The organism is Streptomyces sp. NBC_00986, assembly GCF_045162565.1.
In the GTDB taxonomy this organism is placed as follows: domain Bacteria; phylum Actinomycetota; class Actinomycetes; order Streptomycetales; family Streptomycetaceae; genus Streptomyces.
In genome coordinates this window covers 3768086-3780903 of record NZ_CP108733.1, presented here as the reverse complement: position 1 = coordinate 3780903, position 12818 = coordinate 3768086, and the positions used below count along the sequence as shown (strand labels likewise).

Annotated in this window: 11 protein-coding genes and 1 pseudogene; 10 read left to right on the top strand and 2 right to left on the bottom strand. The window is 68.5% G+C overall.

Annotation, left to right across the window (positions count from 1 at the left end; genetic code table 11):
* Positions 1 to 96: 96 nt before the first annotated feature.
* Together OG504_RS16150 and OG504_RS16145 are read left to right on the top strand one after the other, a co-directional pair.
* Positions 97 to 906, top strand: coding sequence for a GH12 family glycosyl hydrolase domain-containing protein (locus tag OG504_RS16150; protein WP_405990464.1), 810 nt, complete (start codon positions 97 to 99; stop codon positions 904 to 906).
* A gap of 111 nt (positions 907 to 1017) precedes the next feature.
* Entirely contained in the window at positions 1018 to 2949 is a 1932-nt protein-coding gene (locus tag OG504_RS16145) for an acyl-CoA dehydrogenase family protein (protein WP_405990463.1), read from the top strand.
* 7 nt (positions 2950 to 2956) lie between these two features.
* Here the strand turns inward: OG504_RS16145 and OG504_RS16140 are convergent, their stop codons facing one another.
* The gene (locus OG504_RS16140; protein WP_405990462.1) at positions 2957 to 3406 is read right to left on the bottom strand and encodes a lamin tail domain-containing protein; all 450 of its coding nucleotides are present in this window, start codon (positions 3404 to 3406) and stop codon (positions 2957 to 2959) included.
* Positions 3407 to 3594: 188 nt separating this feature from the next.
* Here OG504_RS16140 and dxr point away from each other — a divergent pair, with 188 nt between their 5' ends.
* The 3 genes from dxr to ispG all read left to right on the top strand — a co-directional run bounded on the left by dxr (position 3595) and on the right by ispG (position 7490).
* Positions 3595 to 4863 (top strand): 1-deoxy-D-xylulose-5-phosphate reductoisomerase, encoded by a 1269-nt coding sequence (dxr, locus tag OG504_RS16135; protein WP_393764846.1) that lies wholly within the window; start codon positions 3595 to 3597, stop codon positions 4861 to 4863.
* A gap of 8 nt (positions 4864 to 4871) precedes the next feature.
* Positions 4872 to 6164: a site-2 protease family protein gene (locus OG504_RS16130; RefSeq protein WP_366436988.1), complete on the top strand. Its 1293-nt coding sequence runs from the start codon at positions 4872 to 4874 to the stop codon at positions 6162 to 6164.
* 168 nt (positions 6165 to 6332) lie between these two features.
* Positions 6333 to 7490 (top strand): flavodoxin-dependent (E)-4-hydroxy-3-methylbut-2-enyl-diphosphate synthase, encoded by a 1158-nt coding sequence (gene ispG, locus OG504_RS16125; protein ID WP_033284935.1) that lies wholly within the window; start codon positions 6333 to 6335, stop codon positions 7488 to 7490.
* A gap of 55 nt (positions 7491 to 7545) precedes the next feature.
* On the opposite strand, the gene OG504_RS16120 is transcribed toward ispG, so the two are convergent.
* Positions 7546 to 8004, bottom strand: coding sequence for an ATP-binding protein (locus OG504_RS16120; protein WP_405990461.1), 459 nt, complete (start codon positions 8002 to 8004; stop codon positions 7546 to 7548).
* A gap of 134 nt (positions 8005 to 8138) precedes the next feature.
* On the opposite strand from OG504_RS16120, the pseudogene OG504_RS16115 reads away from it, so the two are divergent.
* The 5 genes and pseudogenes from OG504_RS16115 to OG504_RS16095 all read left to right on the top strand — a co-directional run bounded on the left by OG504_RS16115 (position 8139) and on the right by OG504_RS16095 (position 12795).
* A pseudogene (locus OG504_RS16115) lies at positions 8139 to 8979 on the top strand (helix-turn-helix domain-containing protein).
* Positions 8976 to 9230, top strand: a complete 255-nt coding sequence (locus tag OG504_RS16110; protein ID WP_405990460.1) for a DUF397 domain-containing protein — start codon at positions 8976 to 8978, stop codon at positions 9228 to 9230. The pseudogene OG504_RS16115 and the gene OG504_RS16110 overlap by 4 nt, the downstream one beginning before the upstream one ends.
* Before the next feature lie 70 nt (positions 9231 to 9300).
* Positions 9301 to 10149, top strand: a complete 849-nt coding sequence (locus OG504_RS16105) for a GNAT family N-acetyltransferase (RefSeq protein WP_405990459.1) — start codon at positions 9301 to 9303, stop codon at positions 10147 to 10149.
* Positions 10150 to 10237: 88 nt separating this feature from the next.
* Positions 10238 to 10801, top strand: coding sequence for a GNAT family N-acetyltransferase (locus tag OG504_RS16100; protein WP_405990458.1), 564 nt, complete (start codon positions 10238 to 10240; stop codon positions 10799 to 10801).
* Between the two features lie 287 nt (positions 10802 to 11088).
* Complete coding sequence (locus tag OG504_RS16095; protein ID WP_405990457.1) at positions 11089 to 12795, top strand: proline--tRNA ligase; 1707 nt, start codon at positions 11089 to 11091, stop codon at positions 12793 to 12795.
* Positions 12796 to 12818 lie beyond the last annotated feature (23 nt).

Genomic DNA, 12818 nt, shown 5'->3' with positions numbered 1-12818 from the left:
GGCCCTGCGAGATTCTCCGCGCCGGGGAGGCAACCTCCGGGCGGGTCGGCGGCCACTGAGAGGTCGTAGACGAACCGTCCCCCGGAAGGACCCCCGATGCAACACCGCAGACCACGCCTGTCCAAGAAGCGGAAGACGCTGGTCGCCACCGCGGTGGCTCTCACGGCGCTCGCCGGTGTCACCGTCGCCCAGGCGGGTGAGTCGAGCGAGAAGTGCACGGCCGACGACACCGTCACGCTCGGCAAGTACTACGTGAACAACAACCAGTGGGGGCGCGACAAGGCCACCGGCAGCCAGTGCGTGTGGGACAACTCCCAGTCGGGGTCCACCATTTCGTGGGGCACGTCCTTCAGTTGGGCCAACAGCGGCAAGGGCACCGACGCCGACGTGAAGACGTTCGCGAGCACCGTCCTCGGCTGGCACTGGGGCTGGAAGGTCGACAAGGCGACCACCGGGCTGCCGGTCCGGGTCGGTGACCGCAAGCCGGTGAAGACGACCTGGGACTTCTCGCTCAGCTCGAACCCGGGCACGCTCGACGTCGCGTACGACCTGTGGCTGCACTCCAAGAACACCGCCGACTGGGCGGACCAGCCCACCGACGAGATCATGATCTGGCTCGACCGGCAGGGCGGCGCTGGCCCGCTCGGCACCAAGTACGGCAGCGTCAGCCTCGACGGCGCGATGTGGGACATCTACCGGGGCAACATCGGCTGGAACGTGTACTCCTTCGTGCGCACCGCCAACACCACCAAGGCGACCCTGAACATCGACGACTTCACCCAGGCACTCGTCCGGCGCAAGCTGCTGAGCAACGACAAGTACCTCTCCGGCATCGAGTCCGGCACCGAGGTCTTCAAGGGCTCGGGGCGCCTTGACACGAAGGCGTACTCCGTCGACATCGGCTGAACGGACGCGCGAAGGGTGGCTGCTTCGCGGTGGATCGGGTACATACGATCGGGTAGCACCCGTCGGTAACCGCCATGGTCCGAGGGCCCGATTCGCGGCGAGGTGAGCCTCATGTCCGCTCCATCCAGCAAACCCACCGTCACCGAGCGAGAAGCCCGGCAGGTGGCGGAAGCGGCCCGGGAACAGGACTGGCGCAAGCCCAGCTTCGCCAAGGAACTGTTCCTCGGCCGCTTCCGGCTCGACCTGATCCACCCCCACCCCCTCCCGCCCGCCGAGGACTCCCGGCGCGGCGAGGAGTTCCTCGCGAAGCTGCGCGTCTTCTGCGAGACGCAGATCGACGCCGCCCTCATCGAACGCGAGGCGCGCATCCCCGACGAGGTCATCAGCGGCCTCAAGGAGATCGGCGCCCTCGGCATGAAGATCGACACCAAGTACGGCGGCCTCGGCCTCACCCAGGTGTACTACAACAAGGCGCTGGCCCTCGCGGGCTCCGCCTGCCCCGCGGTCGGCGTGCTGCTCTCCGCTCACCAGTCGATCGGCGTACCGCAGCCGCTGAAGCTGTTCGGCACGGACGAGCAGAAGGCGGAGTTCCTGCCGCGCTGCGCCCGCACCGCCATCAGCGCCTTCCTGCTCACCGAACCGGACGTCGGCTCCGACCCGGCGCGGCTCGCGACCAGCGCGGTGCGGGACGGGGACGCGTACGTCCTCGACGGGGTGAAGCTCTGGACCACCAACGGCGTGGTCGCCGACCTCCTGGTCGTGATGGCCCGGGTGCCGAAGACCGAGGACAGCAAGGGCGGCATCACCGCGTTCGTCGTGGAGACGGACTCGCCCGGCATCACCGTGGAGAACCGCAACGCCTTCATGGGCCTGCGCGGCATCGAGAACGGCGTCACCCGCTTCCACCAGGTCCGGGTCCCCGCCGCGAACCGCATCGGCCCCGAGGGCGCGGGCCTCAAGATCGCCCTCACCACCCTCAACACCGGCCGCCTCTCCCTCCCCGCGTCCTGCGTCGCGGCCGGCAAGTGGTGCCTGAAGATCGCCCGCGAGTGGTCGGCGGCGCGTGAGCAGTGGGGCTGGCCGATCGCCGAGCACGAGGCCGTGGGCGCGAAGATCTCCTTCATCGCGGCGACGACCTTCGCCCTGGAGGCCGTACTCGACCTCTCCTCGCAGATGGCCGACGAGGACCGCAACGACATCCGCATCGAGGGTGCGCTGGCCAAGCTCTTCGCGTCCGAGATGGGCTGGCTGATGGCCGACGAGCTGGTCCAGATCCGCGGTGGCCGAGGCTTCGAGACGGCGGAGTCCCTCGCGGCCCGCGGTGAGAAAGCGGTCCCCGCCGAACAGGTCCTGCGCGACCTCCGGATCAACCGCATCTTCGAGGGCTCGACGGAGATCATGCACCTCCTCATCGCCCGCGAGGCCGTCGACGCCCACCTCAAGGTCGCCGGCGACCTCATCGACCCGGACAAGTCCCTTCAGGACAAGGCGAAAGCGGGCGCCAACGCCGGCGTCTTCTACGCCAAGTGGATCCCGAAGCTGGTCGCGGGCAGCGGCCAACTCCCGGGCACCTACGGCGAGTTCCGCCACGGCATCGACCTCTCCCGGCACTTGCGTTATGTCGAGCGCAACGCCCGCAAACTGGCCCGCTCCACCTTCTACGCCATGTCCCGCTGGCAGGGCCGCATGGAGACCAAGCAGGGCTTCCTGGGCCGGATCGTCGACATCGGCGCGGAACTCTTCGCGATGAGCGCGGCCTGTGTACGGGCCGAACTCCTGCGTACCCAGGGCGATCACGGCCGCGAGGCCTACCAACTCGCCGACGCCTTCTGCGAACAGTCCCGCATCCGCGTCGAGGAACTCTTCGGCCGCCTGTGGACCAACACCGACGACATCGACCACAAGGTCGTCAAGGGCGTCATGGGCGGCGCGTACACATGGCTGGAGGAAGGCATCGTCGACCCGTCGGGCGAAGGACCCTGGATCGCCGACACGACCCCGGGCCCGTCCAAGGCGGACAACCTCCACCGACCGGTCAACTAGCCGTCGTTCAGCAGTACTTGTCGCTCGGATCCCGCGTCGTCCACGAACAGGTGTCGACCTTGCTGCCGTTGGACTTCGTCAGCGTCGCCGTGTCGCTGGTGTTGTTCCAGATGTAGGCGCCGCTGCCGTGGTACGTGTTCGACGCGGTGTCCGTGCCCTTGCCCGTGTGCACCTTGATGTACTTGCCGGCGCCGATCTTGATGTTCTTGAAGGTGTAGCGGTGGTTCGAGACGTCCTTGAGGACATAGCCCTTGAGCGAGATCGCCGACCGGCTGGTGTTCTTGATCTGCACCCACTCGCCGTTCAGGCTCGTGTTGGACCGGTTGTCCGAGCCCGGGCTGTCGAACCAGACGTGGTAGATCGTGACCCCGCCGGCGGCCTCGGCCGGGGTGCTGAGCAGGGTGCCGGTGAGTATCGCGGCGCCCGCGAGTGCGGGCAGGGCAGCGCGTATCCGCATGGAGAATCCCCCCAGGATGTCGTCCACTGGCCGGTCGTCCACCGGCGCAGGACTGAAGTGTTATCACACGACCTTCACGCCGTATTCACAAAGGGGGATTTCCCTTCAATCACCGACGAGAGCCGATAAGCCACCCGCCCGAGGGAACCGCTGTCCACCCGGGCACCCGTTGCGGCAACAATGGAGGGATGAGCGACAGTCCAGCACCCCTCGCCGACCCACATCTCGTCTACGACCCCGTCGTGGGCGACGGTCCCAAGGCCCTGGTGATCCTCGGGTCCACCGGGTCCATCGGCACGCAGGCCATCGACCTGGTGCTGCGCAACCCGGACCGCTTCAAGGTCACCGCCCTTTCCGCGAACGGCGGCCGGGTCGGGCTCCTCGCCGAGCAGGCGTACCAGCTCAGGGTGCGGACGGTCGGGGTCGCCCGCGAGGACGTCGTGCCGGCACTGCGCGAGGCGCTCGCCGCGCAGTACGGCGCGGGGGAGCCGCTCCCGGAGATCCTCGCCGGTCCTGACGCGGCCACCCAACTCGCCGCCTCCGACTGCCACACCGTGCTGAACGGCATCACCGGGTCCATCGGGCTCGCGCCCACCCTCGCCGCCCTGGAGGCGGGCCGCGTCCTCGCGCTCGCCAACAAGGAGTCGCTCATCGTCGGCGGCCCGCTGGTGAAGGCGCTGGCCAAGCCGGGCCAGATCATCCCGGTGGACTCCGAGCACGCGGCGCTCTTCCAGGCCCTCGCGGCCGGTACCCGCGCCGATGTCCGCAAGCTCGTCGTCACCGCGTCCGGCGGCCCCTTCCGCGGCCGTACGAAGGCGGACCTCGCGCGAGTGACCGTGGAAGAGGCCCTCGCGCACCCCACCTGGGCGATGGGCCCGGTGATCACGATCAACTCGGCGACCTTGGTGAACAAGGGGCTGGAGGTGATCGAGGCGCACCTGCTGTACGACATTCCCTTCGATCGCATTGAGGTGGTCGTGCACCCGCAGTCGTATGTCCACTCGATGGTGGAATTCACGGACGGTTCGACACTCGCCCAGGCGACGCCCCCCGACATGCGCGGGCCGATCGCCATCGGGCTCGGCTGGCCCGAGCGGGTCCCGGACGCGGCGCCCGCGTTCGACTGGAGCAAGGCGTCGACGTGGGAGTTCTTCCCGCTCGACACCGACGCTTTTCCGTCGGTCGGGCTGGCCCGGCATGTGGGACAGCTCGCGGGCACGGCTCCGGCGGTGTTCAATGCGGCGAACGAGGAGTGCGTGGAGGCGTTCCGCGCGGGCGCGCTGCCGTTCAACGGAATCATGGAGACGGTGACACGGGTGGTCGAGGAACACGGGACACCGGCCACGGGAACTTCCCTGACCGTGCCGGACGTCCTCGAAGCGGAGACCTGGGCACGCGCCCGGGCCCGCGAACTGACAGCGCAGACGACCACGGCGAACGCGGAGGCGCGTGCATGACAGCCCTGATGATGATCCTCGGCATAGTCGTCTTCGCGGTCGGCCTGCTGGTTTCGATCGCCTGGCACGAGCTGGGACATCTCTCGACGGCGAAGCTCTTCGGCATCCGGGTGCCCCAGTACATGGTCGGCTTCGGCCCGACCATCTGGTCCAAGCGGAAGGGCGACACCGAGTACGGCTTCAAGGCCATCCCGTTCGGCGGCTACATCCGTATGATCGGCATGTTCCCGCCCGGGCCCGACGGCAGGATCGAGTCCCGCTCCACCTCGCCCTGGCGCAGCATGATCGAGGACGCCCGCTCGGCGGCCTTCGAGGAGCTGGAGCCCGGCGACGAGTCCCGCCTGTTCTACACACGCAAGCCCTGGAAACGGGTCATCGTGATGTTCGCGGGCCCCTTCATGAACCTCATCCTCGCCGTCGCGCTCTTCCTCACCGTCCTGATGGGCTTCGGCATCTCGCAGCAGACCAACACGGTCAGCTCGGTCTCCGAGTGCGTCATCGCGCAGAGCCAGAACCGCGACACCTGCAAGAAGACCGACAAGGCGTCCCCGGCGGCGGCAGCGGGCCTCAAGGCCGGCGACAAGATCCTCAGCTTCAACGGCGTCAAGACGACGGACTGGAACAAGCTCTCCGACCTCATCCGCGCCGCCCCCGGCAAGACGGTCCCGATCGTCGTGGAGCGCAAGGGCCAGGACCTGACCCTCCACGCGAAGATCGCGTCGAACCAGGTCGCCAAGAAGGACTCCAGCGGCCAGATCGTCCAGGGCCAGTACGTCACCGCCGGCTTCCTCGGCTTCAGCGCGGCCACCGGCATCGTCCGCCAGGACTTCGGCGACTCGGTCACCTGGATGGGAGACCGCATGGGCGAGGCCGTCGACTCCATCGCGGCCCTCCCCGGCAAGATCCCGGCCCTGTGGAACGCGGCCTTCGACGGCGCCCCCCGCCAGGCCGACTCCCCGATGGGCGTGGTCGGCGCGGCCCGAGTGGGCGGCGAGATCTTCACCCTGGACATCCCACCGACCCAGCAACTGGCCATGGCCCTGATGCTGGTGGCCGGCTTCAACCTCTCCCTCTTCCTCTTCAACATGCTTCCGCTGCTCCCGCTCGACGGCGGGCATGTCGCGGGCGCGCTGTGGGAGGCGCTGCGGCGGAACCTGGCGAAGGTGCTCAAGCGGCCGGACCCGGGCCCGTTCGACGTGGCGAAGCTGATGCCGGTGGCGTACGTGGTGGCCGGGATCTTCGTCTGCTTCACCCTGCTGGTCCTGGTGGCGGACGTGGTTAACCCAGTCAAAATCTCCTAGCCATTCGTAGTTCGTGGCGGCCCGGCATCTTCTGTGCCGGGCCGCTCTCCATTGAGTGGGTTTACGGCCGGGATGTGCTCGGGCCCGCACGGTTGACGTAATCTCGAAGCCTGGAGCCCGCTGTTCCGGGACCGGGGCCTTGATCCACGACTTGGGGTTGCACAGCAGATGACTGCGATTTCTCTCGGCATTCCGTCCGTTCCGACCCGGCTCGCCGAGCGCCGCAAGAGCCGGCAGATCCAGGTCGGCACCGTGGCGGTCGGCGGCGACGCGCCGGTGTCGGTGCAGTCCATGACGACCACCCGTACGTCGGACATCGGCGCCACGCTCCAGCAGATCGCCGAGCTGACCGCGTCCGGCTGTCAGATCGTCCGCGTGGCCTGCCCCACGCAGGACGACGCCGACGCCCTCGCGACGATCGCGCGCAAGTCGCAGATCCCGGTCATCGCGGACATCCACTTCCAGCCGAAGTACGTCTTCGCGGCGATCGAGGCGGGCTGCGCGGCGGTCCGTGTGAACCCCGGCAACATCAAGCAGTTCGACGACAAGGTCAAGGAGATCGCGCGGGCCGCGAAGGACCACGGCACGCCGATCCGCATCGGCGTGAACGCGGGCTCGCTGGACGCTCGACTGCTGAAGAAGTACGGCAAGGCGACCCCCGAGGCGCTGGCCGAGTCCGCCCTCTGGGAAGCGTCCCTCTTCGAGGAGCACGGCTTCCAGGACATCAAGATCTCGGTCAAGCACAACGACCCGGTCGTGATGGTCGAGGCGTACCGCCAGCTCGCGGCCCAGTGCGACTACCCGCTCCACCTCGGCGTCACCGAGGCGGGCCCGGCCTTCCAGGGCACGATCAAGTCGGCGGTAGCTTTCGGTGCCCTCCTCTCGCAGGGCATCGGCGACACCATCCGCGTCTCGCTCTCCGCCCCGCCGGTGGAGGAGGTCAAGGTCGGCAACCAGATCCTGGAGTCCCTGAACCTCAAGCCCCGCCGCCTGGAGATCGTGTCCTGCCCGTCCTGCGGTCGCGCCCAGGTCGACGTGTACAAGCTGGCCGAGGAGGTCACGGCGGGCCTTGAGGGCATGGAGGTTCCGCTGCGGGTCGCGGTCATGGGCTGTGTCGTCAACGGCCCCGGCGAGGCCCGCGAGGCCGACCTCGGCGTCGCCTCCGGCAACGGCAAGGGCCAGATCTTCGTCAAGGGCGAGGTCATCAAGACCGTGCCCGAGTCGAAGATCGTGGAGACGCTGATCGAGGAGGCGATGAAGATCGCCGAGCAGATGGAGGCGGACGGCGTCGCTTCCGGCGAACCCACGGTGGCTGTCGCCGGCTGAGGGACGAGGGTAGTTGGAAAAGTGTGACACTTTCGCCGAAAGTGTCACACTTTTTTTAGGTACCTAGGTCGGACCAGACGGACTTGCCGGGAGCGCGCGCGACGACACCCCAGCGCGAGGAGAGCGCCTCGACCAGCAGCAGCCCCCGCCCGGACTCACCGTCCCCTTCGCCCCGCCCCATCGGCTCGGGCAGCCGCTCCCCGCGCGTGTCACTGACCACCAGACGGAGGGTGTACGACGTTCCGGGCGCCCCCGCCTCGATAAGACCCAGGTGAAAATCCCGCCCCGGCACATGCCCGTGCCGCACCGCGTTGGCGGCCAACTCGGCCGCGATCAGCGTGACCGCCTCGTTGACGGCGTCGCCGTACGGGTAACCCCAGTCGTGCAGCCTGTGTGAGACCAGCCGTCTGGCCAGCCGCGCCCCGCGCGGGGTGGACGTGAACCGCATCGTGAACTCGTGCAGGGGAACCGGGAGTTGTGGCGTATCCCAGTTCAGAGAAGTCGGTGACTTCATGCCACCACGGTCCCGTGACATGCGTAGCGTTGAACAGCGGCGACGCGACGACCGTCACGCGTTGTACGCGTACGGCTGCCAGTTGTACGCGGTTGCGCCGTGACTGGTGGTGGGGCGAGGGCAATGAGGTGTGCATGAGCGAAGAAGCAGCGGAAGCTGAAGCGGATGTGCCGGAGGCGGGGTCGGGGGTACTGCACGTCTTCGGGCGGCAGTTGAAGAGGTTCCGGGTACGGGCGGGGATGGAACGCGCCCAACTCGGCGCCCGCACAGGCTATTCGGCGTCGAGCATCGCCTCCTTCGAGCAGGGCAGACGCATTCCACCGGCGAGGTTCATCCTCAAGGCCGATGAAGTGCTGGGCGCGGAGGGGGTGTTGGCCGAGTTCGTGGAGGAGATGGAGAGGGCCCAGTATCCGGCTTTCTTCCAGGACGCCGCCGAGCTGGAGAAGAAGGCGGTCACCCTCCACTTCTTCGCTGTGCAGGGGGTTCCCGGTCTGTTGCAGACGGAGGAGTACGCGCGGGCGGTGTTCACCATGTGGCGTCCCCTGCTGACCGAGGCGACCATCGAGCAGCGGGTGGAGGCGAGGTTGGCGTGGCAGAAGGTCTTCGCCCGGAAACCGGCACCCACCATGTCCTTCGTGATGGAGGAGTCCGTCGTGCGCAAGCGTCTGGGCGGATCGGCCGTCTGGCGGGGGCAGTTGGAGCACATCCTGCTCGTCGGTGAGCGGCGGCATGTGCAGATCCAGATCATGCCGGATGTCCGTGAGGAGCATGCCGGGATGGATGGCCCATTCAGCTTGATCGAGACGGGAGAAAGGGCGCAGGATCGCCTATGCGGAGGTTCACCAGTACAGCCGCCTCTTCACTGACCGTAAGACGGTCAGGGAGCTGGAGGAGCAGTACAGCCTCCTGCGTGCCCAGGCTCTGACCCCGCGCGAATCGCTGGCCCTTGTAGAGAAGTTGCTTGGAGAGACATGAACGTCGAAGAGCCGTCCAGGCTGATGTGGTTCAAGAGCAGCTACAGCAGCGGCGAATGTGTCGAGGTCGCTCTCGCCTGGCACAAGTCCAGCTACAGCAGCGGGGCTGGTGGCGAATGCGTAGAGATCGCCGCCTGCCCCACCACGATCCACGTACGGGATTCCAAACACCTCCCCGAACGCGGCGGAGCCACCCTCACCCTGGCCCCCGCCAGGGGGGACGCGTTCGTCGGGTTAGCTGTCCAGAGGTGACGCGCGGCGCTGCGTGCCTCTGCCGGGTAAGGTGCAGAGATCCGCAGAACCCAGGGTGAGGCTCCTGACCGTGTTGACGCAGACCACCTCCCGGGTCCTCGAACCGAGCGACCTGGACGCCGCGCTCGCCGTGCTGGACCGCGAGCCGGTCACGAACGCCTTCGTGACCTCGCGGGTGCAGGTCGCGGGCCTCGACCCCTGGCGGCTCGGCGGCGAGATGTGGGGCTGGTACGAGGACGGCATGCTGACGTCCCTCTGCTACGCGGGCGCCAACCTCGTCCCGATCTGCGCGACCCCCAGGGCAATCCGCGCCTTCGCCGACCGCGCCCGCAGGGCAGGGCGCCGCTGCTCCTCGATCGTCGGCCCGGCCGAGGCGACCGCCCAGCTCTGGCGCCTCCTCGAACCGAGCTGGGGCCCGGCCCGCGAGGTCCGCGCCCGCCAGCCCCTCATGGTCGCCGACCGCATGCCCACCGACATCGCCCCCGACCCGTACGTCCGCCGTATCCGCAAGGACGAGATGGACACGATCATGCCGGCGTGCGTGGCGATGTTCACCGAGGAGGTGGGCGTCTCTCCGCTGGCAGGAGACGGCGGCCTCCTCTACCAGGCCCGAGTCGCCGAACTCGTGGGCTCCGGGCGCTCGTTCGCCCGCCTCGACGAGTACGGCAAGGTCGTCTTCAAGGCGGAGATCGGCGCGGCAACCCCGAAGGCCTGCCAGATCCAGGGCGTCTGGGTGGCCCCCGAGTACCGGGGGAGGGGCGTGGCGGCCCCCGCGATGGCGTCCGTACTGCGGTACGCGCTCGCGGACGTCTCCCCGATGGTCAGCCTCTACGTGAACGACTTCAACACCCCGGCGCGACGGGCATACCTGAGGGTCGGCTTCCAAGAGGTCGGCGCATTCATGAGCATCCTGTTCTAGAGGCTTTCAGGGGCGCGAGGAACTGCGCGACCAGCCACATACGACCGGCACCCGAAAGACAACCGTCACACCCCTGTACTCTCCCCACATGCGATTTCCCGGTCACGGTCACCGCCACCCCCAAGACGTCGTGATCGGCCCCCTGGACCTCTCGGCCCACGTCGACGAAGCCCTCGCCGTACAGGCCCTCGCATTCGGCCTCGGCCCGGACGAGGTGGCGGTACGACGCCAGATCGTCCTGCGCCACATGACCTACCCCGGTGCCCGCGCCCTCGGCGCCACCACCGAGGGCCGACTGGTCGGTTTCGTCTATGGCATGCCCAACCACCGCACCCACTGGTGGTCCACGGTCGTGGAGCCGTACCTCCGGGCCCAGGACCACGACGACTGGCTCGACCACTCCTTCGTGATCACCGAGCTGCACGTCCACCCGCACTACCAGAACCGCGGCGCGGGCCGTTCCCTCATCACCACGATCACGGACGCCGCCACCGAACCCCGCTCGATCCTCTCCGCGATCGACACGGACAGCCCGGCGCGCGGCCTCTACAGATCGCTCGGCTACGAGGACCTCGCCCGCCAGGTCCTGTTCCCGAGCGCCCCGAAGCCGTACGCGGTGATGGGCGCCCCACTGCCCCTGCGCCACCGCTAGGGCCTGTCCGGCGGATCATGCCGCAGACGCGGGGCGTGGCACGCACTCCCCCACTGCCGTAAAGGCGTGGGGGGACCCCAGCGGCGTCGTCGGTCGCCGACGCTCCGCGTCGACTCCCTCCTCCGCCTTGCAGCTGCACGCGCCACGCCCCGCTCAACGGTGCTGATCAGGCACCGCCGATTTCCTGCGACCTGATCCGCCGGACAGGCCCTAACCGATTTCCACCGGCACAGCACGCCCGGCTAACCTCCTAGCCATCACCCTTTCCCGGCAGGAGTACAGGAACCATGGCGAACGCACCGGTCCAGCGCATGTCCCAGTTGATGGCGAAGACGCTGCGCGACGACCCGGCGGACGCCGAGGTCCTCAGTCACAAGCTGCTCGTGCGGGCCGGCTACGTCCGCCGTACCGCGGCCGGTATCTGGTCCTGGCTGCCCCTGGGCAAGAAGGTCCTCTCCAACGTCGAGCGGATCGTGCGTGAGGAGATGGACGCGATCGGCGCCCAGGAGGTGCTGCTCCCCGCGATCCTGCCCCGCGAGCCGTACGAGGCGACCGGCCGCTGGGAGGAGTACGGCCCCGAGCTGTTCCGCCTCCAGGACCGCAAGGGCGGCGACTACCTCCTGGGCCCGACCCACGAGGAGATCTTCACGCTGATCGTGAAGGACCAGGCGTCCTCCTACAAGGACCTGCCGGTCATCCTCTACCAGATCCAGAACAAGTACCGCGACGAGGCCCGCCCGCGCGCCGGCATCCTCCGCGGCCGCGAGTTCCTGATGAAGGACTCGTACTCCTTCGACACGGAGGACGAGGGCCTCGCCAAGTCCTACGCCCTGCACCGCGAGGCCTACCAGAAGGTGTTCGCGCGCCTCGGCCTCGACTACCGCATCTGCGCCGCGACCGCGGGTGCGATGGGCGGCTCCAAGTCGGAGGAGTTCCTCGCCCCGGCCGAGGCCGGCGAGGACACCTTCGCGGACTGCCCGAACTGCGACTTCGCCGCCAACACCGAAGCGATCACCTACGAGTTGAAGCCCGTGGACGCCACCGGCGTGCCCGCGCTCGAAGAGATCCCGACCCCCGACACCCCCACCATCGAGACCCTCGCCGCCCACCTCGGCGTAGCGGCTTCCGCCACCCTCAAGAACCTCCTCGTGAAGGTCGACGGCGAGATCGTGGCCGTAGGCGTCCCCGGTGACCGCGAGGTCGACCTCGGCAAGGTCGAGGCCCATTTCGCCCCCGCAGCGGTCGAGTTGGTGACGGCGGAGGACTTCACCGGCCGTCCCGACCTGGTGCGCGGCTACGTCGGCCCGCAGGGCCTGGGCGAGAAGGTCACGTACATCGCCGACCCCCGCGTGGCCCCCGGCACTTCGTGGATCACCGGCGCCAACAAGGAGGGCACGCACGCCAAGAATGTCGTCGCGGGCCGTGACTTCGAGGTCGACGAGTACGTCGACGTCGTGGTCGTGCAGGAGGGCGACCCCTGCCCCAAGTGCGGCACCGGCCTCAAGCTCGACCGCGCCATCGAGATCGGCCACATCTTCCAGCTCGGCCGCAAGTACGCCGACGCCCTCAAGCTCGACGTCCTCGGCCAGCACGGCAAGCCGGTCCGCGTGACCATGGGCTCCTACGGCATCGGCGTCTCCCGCGCAGTCGCCGCCCTGGCCGAGCAGACCGCCGACGACAAGGGCCTGTGCTGGCCCGCCGAGGTCGCCCCGGCCGACGTGCACGTCGTAGCCGCCGGCAAGGCCCTCCAGACCGAACTCGCCCTGGACGTATCGGAGAAGCTGCGCGCGGCCGGCCTGCGCGTCCTGGTCGACGACCGCGCCGGAGTCTCCCCGGGCGTGAAGTTCACCGACTCGGAGCTGATCGGCGTACCGAAGATCCTGGTCGCGGGCCGCCGCTCCGCCGAGGGCGTCCTGGAGCTGAAGGACCGCAGGACCGGCGAGCGCGAGGAACTGACGGTCGACGAGGCGATCGCCCGCCTCACCGCACACTGAGTTATTGAAGCCTCAAGCAATTT